Below are 17125 nucleotides of genomic sequence, written 5' to 3'. Positions count from 1 at the left end.
CGCTCTCCAGATCAGGCGTTAGTTTACAAGAAGTTGTTTTTGCGCCCGGCAGAGGGGCGCAGGGCGCGAGACCATGCAGTCGCGGATCGACGAGCGTTCCTGCTTCGAGGTGACCGAAATGAAAGACCCAGAAGCCAGAACCATCTTCGCTGGCGTCGACGGGCGTACCGACACCGAACTTCCTGAGTGGTATCGACAGCGTCGCGGGGGGACAGACACCGTGACGTTCGCGGAGGCGGTCCGAGATCTCCCCCAGGCCGTCGAGACCACTGTGGCGTACCAGAACCCTTTCACCGACAAATGGGTTGAGACGGAACGCTTCAACGCGCTCGTCGAGCCAAATCGAGCTCGCTCGCAGTCACGAGAAGAAGACACCGAGACGGACCCGTTGTTTCACATCCCTACTGACTCGTACTCAATCATCAACCCGGTCGACGTGTACGGCCCGCTAGAAGAGGTCCTTCGCGAGGAGACCATCGATGGGGCACCGCTGGGTGACGTGATGTTCGGGGAAATTCGACGCTACCGAGGCGGGGGTGAGGTCCACATGGACATTATGTTCGATGGTCTCGAGGTCCGCCTCCCTGGCCGATCGGACCCGATCACGATGGGTGTCACGTCGGGCTACGACTTCTTCGGCGAGCACGCGGTCTACGTGGAGGGTTTCGCTCAGGACGGCTACTGTTCGAACACGATGCGCTCGCTCACCGACAAGGAGGTCATCAAGCACGTCGGCGACGTGGGGAACTTCCGGACGTGGTGGGAGGAGATCCTCGCGCAGGTCGAACTCGTCGCCGACGATCTCTTCGAGTTCATCCGGGACGCCCAAGACATCGACCTCGATTTCTCGGAGCTTCCGTTCACCGTTACGGAGTTCTACAGCCTGCTGGGCTTCCCTGACTACCTGGCCGAGCGTGCCGCGAGCGATGCGGAAGCAAATGCGGTCTCACCCTTCGAGATCGACATGTGGACGCTGCATTCCGGTGCCACATACGCGCTCACTCACTTCTTCCAGGGCAAGGAAGGCGCGTCCCTCGATCAGTACGTCCGCACGGCTAACGACATCCTGTTCAATCCAGAGGGGGCGATCGAGCGCGTCGAACGAGCCTATGAAGAGCAGCTGGAGGCGGGTGACGACGGATCGCAGGCGTCGCTCGCCGGCGAGCGGGCGCTTGCGAGTATCGAACGTGTCAGCGAGGATCTGCAGGAGAAGGTTGACCAGTTCGAGGAGCGCGAGGACGCGCTACGCGATCGGTTCCAAGAGGCGAGAGGCTAACTCGGGGAAAAATGTGAGTTCGATTTGCTTAATCGAAGCCACTCAAGTTGTCGTTGCGTCTAGGTCTACGATTCTTCCCGTTGCTTCTGCTGTTTACGCCACCCATAGGGGGTGAGACCCCGCGGCTTGTACACATTCAGCACTAGAACCATGAGCAACACGACAAGGCCGCCAGCGGAGTGGAGTAGTGTACTCGACAGTGCGCGGAGATCTGCACTGGACGTCGTCGCATCCGATGCGACGGTTGCCAAGTGGCTGATTGTCTGCATTTCCACCAGCAGGACGATAACGGCAAAAACAGTCAGCAGAAGTGAGATTAGGACCCAATAGTGCCGGAATAGTCCCCAACTGGTGCCCAGTGACATGACAAGTCCGGTTAGCAATGTGGCGAGGGCCAAGGGGACGATAACGTACCAGGCGATCAACTCCATTGCGAGATAGGCAGCGCGCAACGTCTGTGCGTCCTGGCTGGTCACAACGGTAACATCGAGCACTAGATAGGCAGCGGCCGCGCCGATCCAGCCGACCGAGAACATGATGTGTACGGTGAGCGCGAACTTACGAACGCGTTGTGACATTACATATGTCATCAGTGGCCATCCTCGGACAGCATGACGTCACCGACCGTCGTATCGCTCCAAGTCGTAGGGAACTCACGGCTGGGCCGTGAGCTCAACAGGATAATTCCTGTCAGCATCCCAGGGCGTGACGTCCAGGACCGTGGTCACCACCAAGAGCAAACATGGTGATGAGAACCAGCAGGATCAGGAGGATTACGATGAGCACAAACACCTTCACCCAGCGTGGCATGCCGGGCGGTGTTTCGTCGGAGGAGGGAGAAGTATCCGTCATGTGATAATCACCGAGCACGATGCCCAACAGAGTGCGTGAACGGTGATTTTTTCCATGTGTTGCATAATCATTCTTCGGGTCACTATATTTGACTAAGTGGGTGTAGTAAGTATGGGTGTGAATTGACTGTGGAAAAATCGCTAAATGGTTTATCAGGCACTCTGAGGGCGTCGTTTCGATAGGACGTTTCACCGCGCGGGAATTTTGAGGTTTCCCGCGCTATCGTCCCCAGTGCTCGTGATAGCGTAAATGGATTGAGTGCCAGTTATTCATGTTTAAGCCGTCTCTCGACCATCGTTCGGGTAATGTCATACGAACCCATGCAGATTTCGACCTTGTGGAGGGATCGGCTTCCATGTGTATCGAATTTGGCGCGGGGGCCCGCACTCTTGATAGTGGTTGTGGTGGCTCTCATCGGCATCCACGGAATCATACATATCCTGTTTGCCCTGAGCGGCCATCTGCAGCCATCTTTACACGATATCGGGATCATACTCTGGGGGCTCACGACTCTCGTCGCGGTAGGTGGGCTTCTCGTATTCGGAAGAGCATACACCTCGATCGCCAGCCAAATACATACTGAACCACAGATTCATCTCGAGATTCTCCCAGAGGACGAACAACAGGTTCTCCAGCCGGTCCTCGAAACACCCGGTATCACTCAAGTGGAAGTCGTCGGTCGGAGCGATTTCTCCGATGCAAAAGTCAGCCAAACTCTGAAAGCATTACGTAACCGCGGCCTCATCTACCGCGAGCCACAAGGACGAACCTATCGATTGTATCCGGGAACCCTACTCGAGGAGGCAACTAGCGTGCCCGAAGTTGCTTAGCGATTCTCCGTCGCCCACTCGAGAAGTGGCTCTAATCGTGTTCGAACCTCACTTCCTTCTTCTGTGAGCGCATATTCGACACGCGGTGGGATTTCGTTATACTGAGTTCGAGAGATCAGTCCGGCGTCCTCGAATTCATCGAGCCGTTTGGAGATGGTCGAGGTGCTCGCCGTCGGAAGGTGCTCCTCAATCTCCGCGAACCGAAGCGTATCGTGCGCCCCGATGATGCTGACGAGTTGCATCGCGTATTTCCGGCTCAGCGTGTCGATAACGCCCGTGAGCGGACAGTAGCACGTGCCCTCGACATCGCACACAGGCGTGTCTGCGGTGGTATCTGCCATAGCTTTGTAGCCTCGAACCTACTCCATAACTTTGGACTTCGAAGTATAAGAACTTCCCGTCATAAAGTATAGCCACAAATGACCAGCACGTATGATTATGATCTCGTGATTATAGGCGGTGGCGCCGCAGCCTTCGCTGCGATCACTGAAGCGAGCCGGCGAGACCTCTCGTCGGCGATGGTGAACACGGGCCTGCCGATCGGCGGGACCTGCGTGAACGTCGGCTGTGTCCCGAGCAAGCATCTGCTGGCGGTCGCCGAAAACAGTGCCTCGGCGTCGGAGAATCCCTTTGACGCCGTCACGTACACCGAAGCGCCGACCGTCGATTGGGCGGATGCCCTCGACGGAACCGACGACCTCGTTGAGGGATTCCGCCAAGAGAACTACGTCGATGTCGCCGAGCACTTCGAGACCGACATCTACGAGGGCTACGGCCAGCTGGTCGACGACACAACTATCGAGGTCGTCGACGGCCCTGACGAGGGCGCGCACATCACTGGGGAGAAGGCACTCGTCGCGACCGGTAGTTCACCGTGGGCGCCACCAATCGACGGCCTCGACGACGTTGAGTTCTACACCAGCGAGACCATCCTCGAGGAACGCGAACTCCCCGAGAGCATCACCATCATCGGCGGTGGGTACATCGCCCTTGAGTGGGGTCAGATCCTCCATCGTAGCGGCGTCGATATCACGATCCTCCAACGCTCCGAGCACGTCCTCTCGGACATGGAAGGGCAGCTCGGTCGGGAAATTCAGCGGGCCTTCCACGAGGAGGGTATCGACGTGGTGTCCGGCAACGACTTCCAACAGATCCGAACGACGGCGACCTACGGTGGTGCCGAAACGGTCCAGCAAGGCGTCGCAGTGGAAACGGTCGTCAACGGCGGGAACCGCACGTTCACCGCCGAAGCACTATTCGTCGCGACGGGCGTGAAGCCCAACAGCGAAGGTATCGGCCTAGAGGCGGTGAGCGTCGAGACTGTGGTCGACGGAGCGATCCGCGTCGACGAACACTTCCAGACGACCAACCCCGACATCTACGCGGCCGGCGACGTAATTGGCGACCCCGAACTCGAAACCGTCGCTGCCAAGGAGGGCAACCACGCTGTCAAGAACGCGTTCGGCAACGAGGACGTGACCATCCACTACGACACCGTCCCCGCAGTCGTCTTCACCAGCCCCGAGATCGCAGCTGTCGGCACGACCGAACAGGAATATATGGACAAACACGGCACCTGTTCCTGTCGGACCGTCAAGATGGCGGACATCCCTCGAGCGAAAACCGTCAAGAATACCGATGGCCTCGTTCAGGTCGTCAAACACCACGAGTCCGACGAGATCGTTGGCGTCCACATGGTCGGCCCCCGGGCCGCCGACATGATTATGGAAGCTACGCTGGCAGTGAAATTCGGACTGACCGTGGACGACATCATCGATACAGTTCATCCGTTCCCGACGTTCTCCGAAGCGTTCAAACAGGCCTGCCAGTCGTTCCGCAGGGACACGTCAAAGATGAGTTGCTGTATCGAGTAAGCGTCGGGTTAGAACAAGATCTGTTAGAAAGACCACGTCGCACAGAGTGTTGTTTTGTCGGCCCTCAAGAGGTAGAGGCCTTCTGAGATGGAGACAACTGACGATGGAGAGAATGATGAGTTTCCCCCAGAGAAACGTCTAGAAGCACCGAACACACGCCTAATTGACGCTGGAATCGCGACGATCCCCGATATGGAGACGCTTCGGGAGTGTGTTGCCTACGAGAACGCCCACCAGAATCGGACGCAGATTTTGCGACGGCTCAAGTGGAGAGCCGAAGAGCTACGTGAGAATGAAGAGTAAGCGCCTTTCTTAACCAACAGACTGCGCAGATCTTCAGCGATTGTTGGTTAATTCGCGTTGCCTCGTTTTTCTATTCCCTGAAGGGGTGCGGGGCAGCCAACACCGGCCTCGCGAATCCAGTCATGTCCCTCGATCTGAGTGCTAACGCCAGCACGACTAGCGAAATCGCCGCCGCCAGACAAGCTAACCACGTAGCGTTCCTTCATCGAGCGCCGTTTGTCGCCGATGCATTTGCTCTCGGCTTCCTTCCCGGCTTTCGCGAGGACTGTGGGTATCAGACAGGCCAGTACCTGAACCTCAAGATTCCTGTCGGAATGCTCGACAACGACTTCCGAAATCCCGATCTGGATCGATTCGTCGATCGGTTCTTCGAGCACGAGCCACAGGTCGGTGTCATCGGCGACATCTACGAACCTGCTGACGTCGACGACCACGTCGCTGCCGCTCGCGAGATTCAGGGTAGCTACCCCGGGGCCGAACTCATCATCGTCCCGAAGTGCCAAGCGGTGATCGACGAGATTCCCGAGGACATCGTTCTTGGGTATTCGCGTGGCTACGCTGACCGGTTGGCGCACGAGTTCTCCGATCCGACAGACTGGCGCGGCCGTCGTGTCCACATCCTCGGTGGGAGCCCACTCAAACAGTTCGACGTTATCCAGCAGCTGACCCGACCGACGCTCACGGACGACCCGCCGGCCGACATCGTTGGCGTCGACTGGAACGGGATTCATCGAGGCGCGCAGTTCGGCGAGTTCTGGACGGCGAACGGCTGGGACGATAGCGGTCGCGACGCCGATCACGTCACCGTTCGGAAGACGGTGCGCCATAGTCTCGCCCGAATCCGTGAATTCTGGAAATCCCACGGTATCTGGCCTGAATCGACACCGCAAGACGACGGGTTGAACGTTGAGTACAAGGGACCAAAACCAGCTGATCTTGAGCAGGCCGCCTGCACTGAGTGCGGGACGAACGTCTGGCGAACTCGTCGTGGCCCCTATGTCGCCGAATACGATACCGGGGCAGTCTGTGGATACTGTAGCTACGAGTGTTACTTTTCACACCGCCATCGAAACAACCTTGAGGAAATCGCCGGCGAGCAGAGCGTCTACATCCCGCCAGCGTAACGCAGCGTTCTGTTTTTCGAGCCCCGGGAGAGGGCGGAGGCTCGTTCGTGAGTCTTCTCCAGAGGTGAATTCCCGTGAGTCAGCAACAAACTGCAGACGGCGTTTCAGTCGATGAGATCCCAATCGATATCTCGAACACCCAATCCGGGGAAATCGAGCCAGCCGAAGTGCCCGCGGAAATCGAGTCGATTACCCATGGTCTAGCGAGCGAGCAGCCGCCGACAAACCCACTGGTCGTTCTCAAGGCGGCTCGCTGGTGGTACATTCATGGTAAGGGCGGATCGGATCCCGCATTCCGGTGGGCCATCGAATGGACGCGTCATCTGGCGACCGAGACGCCTAGTGACGTCGAACGGTTCGACGAGTTCCTCGAGTACCTGGTCACGCTCGGCTTCGCTGACGAAACCCACGAACTCCGGTAACCGAGAGGGTGGTTTTTTGTACGCTCCGAAGGCGTGCGGCGCGTTCTGAACTGCCACAGTCGCAGTAAACTCGATTTGGTGAACATAATGGCTACAACCAGTGACTCGTCGGTCTCCTTCAATCAGACCGACACGCGATCGGACGAGATGAACAGTACCATCGAACAGTGGATTGACGACCTCGTCGACGGCGTCGACGACGCGCAAGCCAGCGCGGAGTTCCAAGAGTGGCTCGATGTGCAGAGTCGCTTCCATGACTACTCGTATCGAAACACGCTCCTGATCAAACACCAGTGTCCCGAGGCGACCCGCGTGGCGGGCTACCGAACCTGGCAAGAGGAGTTCGAGCGGCACGTGAAGGAAGGTGAGTCGGCCATCTGGATCTGGGCACCGATTATCACGAAACAGTGCCCTGAGTGCGAGAACTCGCCGAACTATCACGAGAAAAGCGACTGCGATTACGACGAGACGCCCCCCAAGGAGTGGTCGAAGGGCCTGGTCGGGTTTAAGCCCGCCCCGGTGTTCGACGTCTCCCAGACCGAGGGCGAACCGCTCCCCAAACTCGAGACTGAAGCAACCGGTGACGCCGGCGACCTCGTCGACCGGCTGACCGATATCGCGGATGAACTCGGTGTGACGGTTCGGATCGTTCCTGAAGGCGAGTGGACGCATGGTGAAGCGAAGGGGATCTGCGAACAGCTCAGTCTCGTCGATATGCAGCCGCGTGTCGAGGTTCGCGCCCGGGAGAACGACGCCGACCTCGTCCGGACGCTGATTCACGAGTACGCGCACGCCCTGCTCCACTTCGACGTTGACGACGACACCGAACGGTCGAAACGTGAAGTCGAGGCCGAGGCGGTAGCCTACGTCATCGGGCGCTACTGCGGGCTCGATACCAGTGGGTCGGCGTTCTACCTGGCTGCGTGGGAGTCAGACGATCCCGAGGTCGTTCGGGAGCGGCTTGGGCGGATCAGTCGGACGGCAGAAGAACTCATCGACGTCCTCGAAAACTCGCCCACTCCCTAATCGATTAACCAACAAACAGAGGATCCCTTCCGATTCGTTGGTTAAGTTTTTCAGCGCCCGCCGAGGGGCGGAGGCGCAATCTGACCTCCGTCGAATCATGACTGATCGCTATCTCACGATGGTCCTCGAGGAAGCCGAGCACGTTGCCGAGCAGCATGACCAGGTCGCTCGAACGGCGGACAACCAAGCCCACGAGTATCTTCGATACGCCGTCCTCCGAGTGCTCGAAGGACAGGCAGACCACCTGCCGACGGACTGGACGTCGATAGACGGCGTCACTGTCGGCTACGGCAGCGACGAAGCGATGTGCGACAGCTGGGGCTCCAGCGAAGACTGGTGGGAGACCGTCCCGCCACAAGAAGCGTGTACCCGCTTCCGAGTGTTCTTTCCGGACGACCACCAGACGGTTCCACGGACGATTGTCGACGTGATGGCCGCGCTTGGTGCCTGGCGGGTTTGGACTGGCAGCGCAGCCGCGTGCGGGTCCTACGACCATCGCGATCGTCGCGAAGTCCACTACCTTTGGCCGGAAGGGCATTCGGTCGAGGACATTCTCCACGAGCGGCTCAGTGGCCCTGCGGAAGCCGTCGCCACGGACGGTGGACGAACGGGCGACGTCCGCGACCGGCTGGTCGTCGACGATGGCCCACAGTCACAGGACGACCTCGAGCCACGGACCCAGCGCGCCGTCAATGAAGCGATGGACGTCTCGCTGCTTTCGAAAGGTGGTCGATACGAGGTGCAGTCCGCGTCTGGACGTTGGTACGAAGTCGACGTCATCAGCGAGTCATGTACCTGTCCCGACTGGCAGCAGCGAACACCTGAGGGGGGCTGCAAGCACATGCGTCGAGTGGATCACGAGATCAAACGGGGACGTGTTCCCCGCCCAGATGGTCGCCTTCCTTCTGACTAGAGGTGGAGACCGGTCTACTCCACCGGACTGACTGTGTCGCCTTCTTGGCGTACTCGGTCGTATTCTACGAGATACGCGATCCTGTCCCGGACTTCATCGATGTCTATTCCAAGATCAGCTGCCAGTTCGTCAACGGTCATCGGTTCATCGAGTGCCTGGAGGACTTCGAGCCCGCGGTAGTATCGGTTCGTCAGCTCTTGGATGCGATCCTCGATCGGTGTGGTCACCCCGTATCGCTCGTCGAGTTCGATCAGAGCCTCATTCGCGAAGGTGGCAAACTGGTCGTCGCCGAGCCGGTCGATCTGCGCTTCGAGTTCATCTCGGACGACGTTGTATTCGAGGCCAGCCTGCACGAGCATATTCATGTCCTCGATGTCGTCGTCGCGACCTGCGATCATCTTAAACAGGAAGATATCTTCGTTACTGACCAGCCGAACCGTCAGTCGATCCGTGGTGAGGAACGGCTCGCTGCGCTCTTGCATCCCTTCGGTCAGCACGAGTTTGTTCGCGACCTGCTGGTTGAAGATGTCGAGACGACACCCATCGTTGTTCTCGACGCAGCTGGTCGCACCCAGCGCCCGGTAATCGGCTTCCAGCGATTGCACCTCCGAATATCCGAGGTCCATCAAGACGGCCCACAGCTGGCTGTACGCGTCGCCGTCCGCGACGACGAGGTCGATATCCTTCGTCGCCCCCTTGAGGTCGCGCAGCGACATCGCGCCGCCACCGATCAGGTAAACCGTGAGCGGGTCAGACAGGCCATCTGAGATTCGCTGAAACTCGTTCTCGATGTATTTGCGGCCGAATGTTGGTCTCATTTGGGTAGTGGCACCTCGTAGTCTGCTGCCAGCTTCTGGAACTCGGACCACTCGGGGAGGCGGTCGACCTCGATCCCTCCCTGCGTCTCGAGGTACCGGAGCAGGGCGTCGATTTCTTCTTCGAGGCCGTATTTCACCGCTTGCTCTCGAAGATCGTTCTCGTCGATGTCGACGCTGGTGAGTAACAGGAGGCAGTACGAGCGGTGGCGGCTGTCGTCGTCAATCAGCAGCGTGTGACAGCAGAGTTCCGCCGGCGAGATTTTCGCTGCGTCTTCGGAGTAGAGGTAGTAGCGGTGGCGGGTCAACAGAAACTGGAGGTCGAACGCCGCGAACCGAGCGAGGCCGGTTTCGTGGAAGTTCTCCGCGTCAACCTCCGTCTCGGTCTGCGCGAGAAATTCGTCGTGATCCTCCCAGAGAATCGTGCCATTCGGGGCGACCGCTTCGAGACTCTGTCGGTGAAGATGGTGCGTCAGTTCGCGTGCGAATTCATTGAGTCGGTCGAAGTCGGCGTTGAAGTCGTAGCGGCTGTCGTCCGTGCCGACGAGACCACGGTCGCGAAGTCGTTTTAAAACTCGGTTGACCGTGTTGCGGTAGTTGTTGCTTTTGTCGGCGATTTCGGAGACGGTTCGCGGCTGATCGAGGTAGTAGAGTACCTCGAAGGCCTTGCCGGTCAACAGCTCAGGGAAGTCGATGTGGGAGTGCTGGCGGACGAGGTCCTGGTAGACTTCGACGGCCCGGCTATCAGAGGGAACGACCCGCTTTCGGCGACCGTCGCGTTCCGTGTAGACGAGGCTTTTCTCGACGAGATCCGCGACAGCCCGGGAGAGATAGCTCTCGCTGTGGTCAAGCTTCGTCGCGATCTCGGAGATCGTGTCGCCGCGTTCGACGGTAGCGAGAACCTCGAGTTCGATGCGCCGAAGCATGGTGTAACATAGTACGAAACTTGTATATAAAGAAGTTGCGAGTAATGTTACAGACAGCGGATTCGGGTCGACGCTGCTAACTTAACCAACAAAACTATGGGTTGTCGGCTCTTGTTGGTTAACAGAGGCAACAGCCGATGTCTTTCGAACCACCGACCCCGCCGATGAACCTCCCGACGGATTTGGTCAATACGCTCAACGAGTCCACTCCGGAGCACCTCCGTGACATTGCCACGTACGCCGAAGAGCTAGCCGAACACAAGGAACGCAAGGCCCGTCTCGAGGAAGAGACAACGGAGGACGAGATCGAAAAGCGACCTGACGACCTCCCAGACGACGTTCCAACGAAGGCAACGATCACGATCAAAGAGATCAACGACAATCGCTACTACTACTGGCAGTGGCGGGAGGGCGAAAAAATAAAATCGAAGTACAAAGGGCCGGTAAATCCCGACAAGTAGACGAGATTGAACTGTAGCCTGATGTTCGTTTCAGCGAGATTCGTAGCATAGCAGATGACACCCCCCAGAGTGTGAATGGGATCGGTTTACCCGACACCCCTCGGTGTGAATGGGCTACCAACGACTACTCACTGACGAGACTTTACGCCGATAGAAGCCATAACAACACGTGGATAAATTAAGCTTCGTTTACCCCCACACCCCTCAGTGTGAATGGCCCACCACCCAGGGTACCGCGATTAAGAAGTCCTTAACAGCAGAAGTCCTCACACCGTACGGAGAGTTCTCGCCTCAGTGGCGAAGCTTCGGCTTCGGCACAAGGCCTCACCTCATAGGGTACTTCTACTCGGTGGGCTGTTTTGGTTACTGTACAATAAAGATAACGATAGTTGCGGTGCGGTGCAGTAGCGGACCGGGTCAGCTACCGTGACAGAACGTGTAAGCCGCTCTGCGTGCCGTAATAGGTTCTTCAGACGAACGAGTCAGCTTCTACAGCTCGAGTCCGGCTCTATCTACACCCGTCGTAGGCTATGGTGGACCATTCACACCGTGGGGTGGGGGTGTCACCATCCCATCAACGTCTGAAGTTCTGGCGTTGAGTTGATCAGTCCAGTTCGTGTACTCTCTACGTCACCTTGGAGCGAGTACGACCTGAACTTCCCCTGATCTCCGCCTTCCTTCTTTTTCGATTCGAGAACTCCTGTCGTCACGTGCTTATTCAGCAGTTCGAGCGCACGGTTGTACCCCTTCGGCTCTACTTCAACATCCCGTGCAACCGTTTGGTAAACCTCGTGAATCTCTGACGTCCGGAACCATTCTTTCTCTGGGTTATTCCGGTCCAGACGTGTGAGAGCAAACAGGAGTAATTTTCCGGACAACGGAGTCCCTTTCACCATCTCCATAAAGAGCTCAACTTCGACGAGTTCGTCAGCTTCGAGAACGTGATTCGCGGTCACGATATCGTCGCCTTCTTCGTCGGCGATCTCGCCCGCATTCCGGAACAATCGGACTGCGCGTCGAGCGTCACCGTGTTCTTCAGCTGCAAGTTCAGCTGTGGTTGGAATCACCTCGTCATCGAGGACACCGTCATAAAATGCGTCCCGACGATTTTCGAGGATTGCAATGAGCTGATCTTCTTCGTATGGTGTGAACGTTCGGTGTTCTGGCTGGAGAGTCGATTGAACCCGTGACTCGATTTCTCCTTTGAATTCGATGTCATTCGAAATCCCGATTGTAAGGACTGGGAAATCAACGTCGTCTTTTGATTGTGTCCGTGATAGTGTGTAGAGGACTTCGTTGACTTCGCCGTGCTTGTCGATTTCATCGATAATGACGACGAGACCGCCAGAAAATTCCCTCTGAACAACGGGCCACAACTTCTGATCTCGATAATGTTCTGCTGAGAGGCCTTGATAGGGGACGTCAAGCGGGTTCTCTGCTTTAGCGTTCACCTGCTCTGCGATCTTTCGGAAGGTGGAGGTATACGTAGAGATGGGATCCGGATTAATGTACGCAGTAACGATCGGGGAGTCCGTTCCTTCAGTTGCTGCTTCGAGGCGCTCACAGACGTGTCTTGCAACTAGTGTCTTCCCCGTCCCCGTTTCACCCCACTCCAGAACGTTATCCGGGACGCTATTTGTCCGCATCTTTCGGAGATTCTTTGCCAAGAACGTGATGTGATCGTCACGACCGACGATCCGATTGGCATCAGGAACATTATCGATTTCGAGCAACCACGGTTTCTCAAAAATATCCGATTCATCTTCGCCATTTCCTTCATCGATATTTAAGATCTCGTCAACGGTTGTTTGCGTAGATTCGTTGTTTGGCATAGACGGACCAATTCACCCCATTCACATATAGGTTACTCACCCTCGGTGTGATTGATTTAACCTCGCCATTCACACTCCGGGGGGTCTTACTGAAACGGAGCACCCCCGGAGTGTGAATGGGATTGATTCCGTCGCCCACTAGCGTTTTTACTCAATCCAGGTGACAGTTGTCCTTCGATCGAGATACCGTCGACTTAGTGTGGGAGTAACCCGAATAAGTCGATAGAGGGCTGCTATCGCTATCTAACGTGAACTCCGTTAGCTCCATCTCTCGGGTTTCGGAGAGTATCCGCCGGATTTCTGTTTGATCCCAGCCGAGCGGTGATAGCACACTCTCGACAGCTCTAACGAGTTGTGTCTCGTAGTACGAGGCGTCGTAGGTCTCGATCTCTTCGTGGACGAGAGCGACACGGTCCCGTGAGAATTTCTCGTCGTCGACGACCACGTACTCGATATCCTGGCCTGGGTGGACGGCGAGGTCCTGATCGCGAGCCCGTTCGAGCGCCGCCACATTCTGCGTGTGCTGAGTGTATCCTTCAAGTGGCTTGGAGACACGATTCCGTTCGACGAGCTCTCCTATCGACACTTCTCCCACGTGAAGTCTCTCAATTGCCTTCTCGAGATGACGGAGAACTGCCTCCGGAGAGCGAGTTGTGTCGAATCGTTCGATACACAACCGCTGGACGTCCTCGATGAACGGCGAGGTTGAGCGCTGGCGGGCCTCAATACCTCTAATTTTGAATTCCTCGGCGTCAGCGACCTTCCCAAAGTACTTCGTCAGCGCGCCGGTGTCGCTCTCGCGCTGCGGGATGAACGCGACCCAGTCGTAATGGGCCTCGTGTTCGAGCCGAATCTCGACGCACTCGGTGATCTCCATCGCTAGCGCCTCGAGGTTCTCGCGATCCTCGTCGTCGACGTCGGGGTCCGGGGTCACCCAGATGGAGTCGACGATGCCGTGGACGACGCGCCAGCCGCCGGCTTCCAGCCGCTGTTTCGCCGTCAGCAGAATCTCGCGAGCGAACGCGTTTATCGCCTCGTGGCACTCGATGCGGCCGAATTTCGCGTTGCTAAACCCTTGATAGCCGAAGCACGCGACGAGGATCCACTTCAGCGCTCCCGACCGCCCCTCGAGTTCTGCCAGCCGGTCCTCGTCGGAGTCGTCTCGATCCTTCTCGCGATGGATGGCCGCCTTAATCTCGTCGCGAGCGTCGATGATCGGCTGCAGCACGTCGACGAGGTAGCCCCGGTCCTCGCAGATCGAGTACCCGAGGCCGGGGACATCGTCGCGGTTGCTGTGGCAGTCACACCGGATGACGTCCGGTGAGACGTTTCGCGTACAGATGATGTTCGGGTAGAGGCTTGAGAAGTCGAGTTCGTGGACGTTCTCGTGGAGTCCGACCTCGGGGGCAAAGATGAACCCGCCACGGTCGGCGTCGTGGAGCGTCCCCATCGGCTTGTAGAACTCGTGGCGCCAGGAGTTCCACGGCACGAGGACGCCGCGGTCGTGGGCCTCGCAGATCTGGATCGCGGTGAGCACGTTTCCGATCGACGCCCACGCGAGCTCCTGGACGGGCTTTTTCGACCGTGAGACGAGGTCGAGGACGCCGTCAAGGTTCGTCTCCCCGTAGAAGAACGTGTTCGACTCGTCGATAATCGCGCGGCCGGGTACGTTGTACCGCGCCGGCGAGTGGCCGACACGGCCGTAGCTCGAGTACGTCGACCGACTCGCGAGCTGCTGGTAGTCGACGTCCGGCCACCGACTCAGCGAGAAGTCCTCAACGCCGGCGTCCGTAGCCATCTCGTACAGAGTCGGGACGATCTCGCTCGTCGAGCAGACCAGGACGTCCGGGTCGTGTGTGTCGAGCATCCCCTGGACGGCGGTCAGGATATCCGTCGGCGAGCCGGTGACGGTGTCGCCGGCGACGGACAGCTCCCCATAGATGTCGTTGCTTGTTTCGGTCAGCGGAACGCTGAGCCGGAGTGTCGACAGCTCGCTCGCCGGCGTCGGATCGACGCCGGTCTCCAGACAGTACCGGAACTCTCGCGAGAAGTCGACGTTGAAACAGGCGAGATCCCCGATTGGATAGTCCGACAGCTGGCGTGCCTGCCGGGCGAGTGGGGTGACGCGGTCGATGTGGGCGACGTCGACCGCGAGGGCGGGCTCTTCGTCTCGTCGAAAGCCCGGCCGCCGTGAAACCATCTCGGTCGCGACGACGTCCGGGTGCTGGTCGTACACCGACTGGAGTGTCGTGAGATCGAGGTCGGCGTCGGGATCGCGAGGGGCGATGTAGAACCGCGGCGTGTAATCATCGCGCTCGGTCGCGACGGCGCCGTCGGCGGTTAGCTCCCACTCCAAGACGCGACCATCGTCCAGAAAGTCGATGCTGAACGGCATCTTCACGGGTTCGAGTCCGGTGGAGCGACCTCCTGGTCATCGCCTGCTGCGACTGCGGCTTCGAGCTCCTCGAGGCGCTTTTCGTGGTCGTCGAGGCGGGCCTCCTGTTCGAGATCGATACTGAACAGCGCCGGCAGGAGCGGATTTTGGTGGTTCAACAGGCCGCTCGCGTCGGCGTGCTCGCGAGCGTACTCGAACAGCCGGTCGAATCGCGGCTGGTCGCGACGACGGAGTGCCCGGCGAAAGTCCGCCCAGCGCTCTTCGATGGCCCGCAGTGCATCTCGGTACGTCGGGTTCGTGCGTCCCATCGCTATCGGCCTCCTGTACCGCTCGCCGTCCACGCATCGAGCAAGGGGTCCGCGGTGGCCGCCACCGTCTTACCGTCAGCTGTGACGCCCGTTCCGACACCCTCCGGGGTCGGCGTCGACGGCGTCGGCGTCGTCGGTTCCACGCCGACCTGCGTGGCGCGTGCCGCGAGCAGCTGCCGCCAGTACGCGAACGTCGTCTGGTAGTACGCGCCATCACCGACGGGATAGACGAGCGTCTCGAAGTCCTCGCCGACCACCCGTGGCCCCATCCGAGTCTGCTCGCACTCCAGGTGATGGTCCGCGACCGTCGCGACCGGCTCGGTGAATTCGTTTCGTTCGTTTCGCGTAACGAGCACCGGGATGTCGTACCCATCGGCGTAGGTCGCCAACCGGGCGAGAGTTCGAGCCTGGAGGGTTTTCGCGTGAGTCTCGCCGAGGGTATCGTCGGCGCGGTACTGGGCGTCGACGGCCGGCGTAACGATGAGAGCGGGGGTGTGGAGCGACGTGTTCTCGTCATGACCTGGCGACTCTCGACCGACCGACCCGGCATCGGCGGTGGACATCTGGATCGACTTGTTCACTGCCGTCTGGAGGTCGCAGACGGCGCCGTAGTGCTGATAGGCGGTGAATCCCCGTGCGACGTGGATCCGGTCGAGTAATCGCTGGCTGGGGGCAATCTGGGCGAGTGTCGTCGTCGTCGCGTGTCCGTTTGCGTCGACCCAGAAGGCGGGGCCGTCGTGTAAGAGGAGATGGTCGAGCACGAGCGACTGCAGGATCGGGACGCCGCGGCTCCCATTCACATCGAGCAGGGTAACGCCGTCCTCGAGGGAAGGGAGTAGCATGTCGTCCGTGGCTGGGTCGGCTTGGTCAGCGAGCGTTCGATTACGGTCAGCCCCTCGTGTCGGCTGATCCACTGCCAACCGGTTCAACGTCACTTGATCGGGCATACTCGACTAGATGTCTACATTCCCGATAAGCCGCGGCGTGTAGTTTCCGTGTTTCCGGGAAGGCTTGGGACAAATTTAGAACCGGACTCAGTCACCGAATTTCTGGCGGACTTCGTCTGTTTCTGAGAATGTTTCCAGAATTGTCTTTAAGCCCTCCAGTGATGACAGTTCTTAGGCGTTTGCGGTCTACATGGTCTACAGCGACAAGATAAACGTTTCCTAGCAATTCGATACACCTAACAATACTGGCATATGATCACTTGGTGAATGGAAATTTCGGTCGACGAAATCGTAACCGCGGCGGCTGCAATCCTCATCGCCTCCCTACTCCAGCCACTTCTCCCAGGAACCATCACCGATATCGAACCTCTCACCTTCCTGAATAATCCGTATCTCCGGGTGGTGCTGATCGCCATAATTGCGTTCGCTCTACTTTGGTGGCTCCTGTCCTGGGCCCGGAAGACGTTCGGTAACAGTAGTGGTGGCCGGTCCGCCGCATTCGTTGCCACGGCTCGAGGGAAGCCGCGGCGCGACGTCTCCGAGTGGGAGATCGATAAGTTCGGCGTGAAATGGCGAGTGCTGCACGGCCGCCGGCGCAGTCTTGGTGACGCCTACGCGTATGCTGACTCACCGGTCTGCCCGGGGTGCGGTACCGATCTGATGACAGACACGAAACCGCGGCGGTTCCGGGATGACAAGCCGATCTGGAAGTGTCCCGGTTGCGGGTTCACACAGGAACGGCCATCACAGTTCTTGTATGAGGAGTCAGATGCGGTAGAGCACGAGGTCGAACGGGAAGTCCGTAGTTCGTGATCCTGTGA

18 protein-coding genes are annotated in these 17125 nt (G+C 58.5%); 10 read left to right on the top strand and 8 right to left on the bottom strand.

Going from position 1 to position 17125, the window contains the following annotated elements:
- The first annotated feature begins 73 nt into the window (after window positions 1-73).
- Window positions 74-1276: a hypothetical protein gene (locus HZR14_RS09645; protein WP_181692658.1), complete on the top strand. Its 1203-nt coding sequence runs from the start codon at window positions 74-76 to the stop codon at window positions 1274-1276.
- Between the two features lie 65 nt (window positions 1277-1341).
- Here the strand turns inward: HZR14_RS09645 and HZR14_RS09640 are convergent, their stop codons facing one another.
- Window positions 1342-1854 carry a DUF2269 domain-containing protein gene (locus HZR14_RS09640; RefSeq protein WP_181692657.1) on the bottom strand — a complete coding sequence of 171 codons (513 nt, stop codon included), beginning with the start codon at window positions 1852-1854 and terminating at the stop codon, window positions 1342-1344.
- A 579-nt stretch (window positions 1855-2433) separates the two neighbouring features.
- Here HZR14_RS09640 and HZR14_RS09635 point away from each other — a divergent pair.
- A complete protein-coding gene (locus HZR14_RS09635) occupies window positions 2434-2958 on the top strand; it encodes a helix-turn-helix transcriptional regulator (RefSeq protein WP_181692656.1) in 525 nt (174 codons plus the stop codon).
- Here the strand turns inward: HZR14_RS09635 and HZR14_RS09630 are convergent.
- Window positions 2955-3299, bottom strand: a complete 345-nt coding sequence (locus HZR14_RS09630) for a winged helix-turn-helix transcriptional regulator (protein ID WP_181692655.1) — start codon at window positions 3297-3299, stop codon at window positions 2955-2957. The genes HZR14_RS09635 and HZR14_RS09630 overlap by 4 nt on opposite strands.
- A 78-nt stretch (window positions 3300-3377) precedes the next feature.
- Here HZR14_RS09630 and merA point away from each other — a divergent pair, with 78 nt between their 5' ends.
- The 6 genes from merA to HZR14_RS09600 all read left to right on the top strand — a co-directional run bounded on the left by merA (window position 3378) and on the right by HZR14_RS09600 (window position 8620).
- Window positions 3378-4832, top strand: a complete 1455-nt coding sequence (merA, locus tag HZR14_RS09625; protein WP_181692654.1) for a mercury(II) reductase — start codon at window positions 3378-3380, stop codon at window positions 4830-4832.
- Between the two features lie 87 nt (window positions 4833-4919).
- Window positions 4920-5135, top strand: a complete 216-nt coding sequence (locus tag HZR14_RS09620) for a DUF8129 domain-containing protein (protein WP_181692653.1) — start codon at window positions 4920-4922, stop codon at window positions 5133-5135.
- A gap of 122 nt (window positions 5136-5257) precedes the next feature.
- Window positions 5258-6259: a DUF6610 family protein gene (locus HZR14_RS09615; protein WP_181692652.1), complete on the top strand. Its 1002-nt coding sequence runs from the start codon at window positions 5258-5260 to the stop codon at window positions 6257-6259.
- Between the two features lie 74 nt (window positions 6260-6333).
- Entirely contained in the window at window positions 6334-6681 is a 348-nt protein-coding gene (locus HZR14_RS09610) for a DUF8013 domain-containing protein (RefSeq protein WP_181692651.1), read from the top strand.
- 87 nt (window positions 6682-6768) lie between these two features.
- Window positions 6769-7707: an ArdC-like ssDNA-binding domain-containing protein gene (locus HZR14_RS09605; RefSeq protein WP_181692650.1), complete on the top strand. Its 939-nt coding sequence runs from the start codon at window positions 6769-6771 to the stop codon at window positions 7705-7707.
- Between the two features lie 97 nt (window positions 7708-7804).
- Window positions 7805-8620: a hypothetical protein gene (locus HZR14_RS09600; RefSeq protein WP_181692649.1), complete on the top strand. Its 816-nt coding sequence runs from the start codon at window positions 7805-7807 to the stop codon at window positions 8618-8620.
- Between the two features lie 14 nt (window positions 8621-8634).
- Here the strand turns inward: HZR14_RS09600 and HZR14_RS09595 are convergent, their stop codons facing one another.
- Together HZR14_RS09595 and HZR14_RS09590 are read right to left on the bottom strand one after the other, a co-directional pair.
- Complete coding sequence (locus HZR14_RS09595) at window positions 8635-9438, bottom strand: DUF6036 family nucleotidyltransferase (protein ID WP_181692648.1); 804 nt, start codon at window positions 9436-9438, stop codon at window positions 8635-8637.
- On the bottom strand, window positions 9435-10361 hold the full coding sequence (locus HZR14_RS09590) for a helix-turn-helix transcriptional regulator (RefSeq protein ID WP_181692647.1): 927 nt from the start codon (window positions 10359-10361) through the stop codon (window positions 9435-9437). The genes HZR14_RS09595 and HZR14_RS09590 overlap by 4 nt, the downstream gene beginning before the upstream one ends.
- Before the next feature lie 137 nt (window positions 10362-10498).
- Between HZR14_RS09590 and HZR14_RS09585 the strand changes: the two genes are divergently transcribed.
- The gene (locus tag HZR14_RS09585) at window positions 10499-10822 is read left to right on the top strand and encodes a DUF6788 family protein (RefSeq protein ID WP_181692646.1); all 324 of its coding nucleotides are present in this window, start codon (window positions 10499-10501) and stop codon (window positions 10820-10822) included.
- Window positions 10823-11385: 563 nt separating this feature from the next.
- Here the strand turns inward: HZR14_RS09585 and HZR14_RS09580 are convergent.
- The 4 genes from HZR14_RS09580 to HZR14_RS09565 form a co-directional block, all read right to left on the bottom strand.
- Window positions 11386-12654, bottom strand: a complete 1269-nt coding sequence (locus HZR14_RS09580) for an orc1/cdc6 family replication initiation protein (protein ID WP_181692645.1) — start codon at window positions 12652-12654, stop codon at window positions 11386-11388.
- Window positions 12655-12805: 151 nt separating this feature from the next.
- The gene (locus HZR14_RS09575) at window positions 12806-15049 is read right to left on the bottom strand and encodes a type B DNA-directed DNA polymerase (protein WP_220132521.1); all 2244 of its coding nucleotides are present in this window, start codon (window positions 15047-15049) and stop codon (window positions 12806-12808) included.
- Window positions 15050-15051: 2 nt separating this feature from the next.
- On the bottom strand, window positions 15052-15357 hold the full coding sequence (locus tag HZR14_RS09570) for a DUF8156 family protein (RefSeq protein ID WP_181692644.1): 306 nt from the start codon (window positions 15355-15357) through the stop codon (window positions 15052-15054).
- 2 nt (window positions 15358-15359) lie between these two features.
- A complete protein-coding gene (locus HZR14_RS09565; protein WP_181692643.1) occupies window positions 15360-16199 on the bottom strand; it encodes a hypothetical protein in 840 nt (279 codons plus the stop codon).
- 372 nt (window positions 16200-16571) lie between these two features.
- On the opposite strand from HZR14_RS09565, the gene HZR14_RS09560 reads away from it, so the two are divergent.
- A complete protein-coding gene (locus HZR14_RS09560; RefSeq protein WP_181692642.1) occupies window positions 16572-17117 on the top strand; it encodes a hypothetical protein in 546 nt (181 codons plus the stop codon).
- The last annotated feature ends 8 nt before the right edge of the window (window positions 17118-17125 follow it).

It is taken from the genome of Natronomonas salinimetallica (genome assembly GCF_013839515.1).
Classification (GTDB): Archaea; Halobacteriota; Halobacteria; order Halobacteriales; family Haloarculaceae; genus Natronomonas.
This window is presented reverse-complemented; position numbering and strand designations above follow the sequence as displayed.